Origin of the sequence: Mesorhizobium sp. B2-6-4, assembly GCF_006441495.1 — a bacterium.
Classification (GTDB): Bacteria; Pseudomonadota; Alphaproteobacteria; order Rhizobiales; family Rhizobiaceae; genus Mesorhizobium.
The window spans coordinates 1-1,437 of record NZ_VFUE01000048.1 but is presented as its reverse complement, the minus strand read 5'-3'; the positions used below and the strand labels follow the sequence as shown (position 1 = coordinate 1,437).

The 1,437-nt window shown below is 65.4% G+C and carries 1 protein-coding gene; it reads right to left on the bottom strand.

Annotation, left to right across the window (positions count from 1 at the left end; all coding sequences use genetic code 11):
- Positions 1-1,437 (bottom strand): DUF5801 repeats-in-toxin domain-containing protein (locus FJ426_RS31580; protein ID WP_246675639.1); only part of this gene is annotated, 1,437 nt, incomplete at both ends.

The window sequence follows — 1,437 nt, the reverse complement described above, 5'->3', positions numbered from 1 at the left end:
GCCGTTGTTGTCGGCATCATAGACGCCGATGATGTGGCCGTGGCCGTCGTTGAACAGCGAGATTGCGTGGCCATCGGTGGTCTTCAGGCCGGAATCCACGCCCGTATTGCTGGCAAGGGTGAGCGCATAGACGAGCGAAGCTTTCGCTGCCGGTCCGTCGGCGCCGAACAGCGCCGTGGCGTTCACGACGCCGCCGCTGCCTTGCGCATATTGGTGCAGCGGCATGTCGGGATCGGTCCCGGCATTGACGCCGGCAAACAGGGCCGCCACGGCAGGATCGGTGGTGTCGTCGGAATCGGCATCGACACCTGCGGTCTCGTCGATAACGATGATGTCGCCGACCTTGATGTTGGCAAGGAAGGTGCCGGTGTTGTCGCCCTGTTCGCCGATTTCACGGAACGTCAGTGAGTTGTCGCCGGCCGTCGCCGTGACGTCGATGGCGATGGTCTGCATGACGCCCGACGTGGGATTGTAGGTTCCGACCGAGACGCCGTTCCACAGCACTTCGAGCTTGGCGCTGTGTAGGAGGCTGGTGTCGTTGGCGGCGCCGATCTCGAAGGAGATGCGGTATTCGCCGGCGCTGAGGCCATGCAGCGTCTGCGAGATCTGGATGTTGCCGGGGCTGGCCTCGAGGTCGACCATAACGCTGTTGGTCGGGCTGTCTGCACCGCGATAGCCGTCACCGACCTTCTGCAATTCGATGCTGCTGGCGCCCTCGTAAGGCGAGGCCGTGACGGTCCAGGCGCCGGCGGGACCGGTCGTGGTGCCGCTGCCCGCACCCCAGGCGTCGCCATTGGGGACGAAGCCGTCCAGGAACAGGCCGTTCAAGGCACCGTTCGGCTGCGAGATGGTCAGGCTCGGACCATCGTCGTCGAAGCTGATCTGGCCCGAGACATCGGCGCTGGCGCTGGCGGTGTCGCCGTCGCCATCGGTGACGGTCACGCTCACCGCGACCGAATGCGAGCCCAGCACCACCGTGTCGTCCGGATTGGAGGCGTTCGAATGATGAAGCGACAGATATTGCTCGACGGTCACCTTGCCGGTGGCCGGATCGATCGACAGCGCGAACGCCGCATCGCCATCGAACGTTCCGCCCTGCACGACGCCGACCACGACGCCGTTGGCCAGCGTCTGCAAGGTGATCAGCGAGCCGTCGGTGACGGCAAGGCCGGAGACCGCATTGGTGACGCTTAGCGCATAGACGGTGCTGCCCGAAACGGCCGGACCATCGGCGCCGAACAGCGCCGTGATGTTGACGAAAGCACTGTCGCTGGTGCCGTGCGCGATCGCTCCGGTGCCGCCGACATCGGGATCCTCGCCCTTGGTGACCGTACCAGTGTCGATCCCAGCCGGGGTGCTTGTGGTCGCCGTCTCGTCAAGCGCTACCGTAACGCCGGTGGCGGCGACAGCCGTCACCTTCGGCCCGTCATCGTCGAA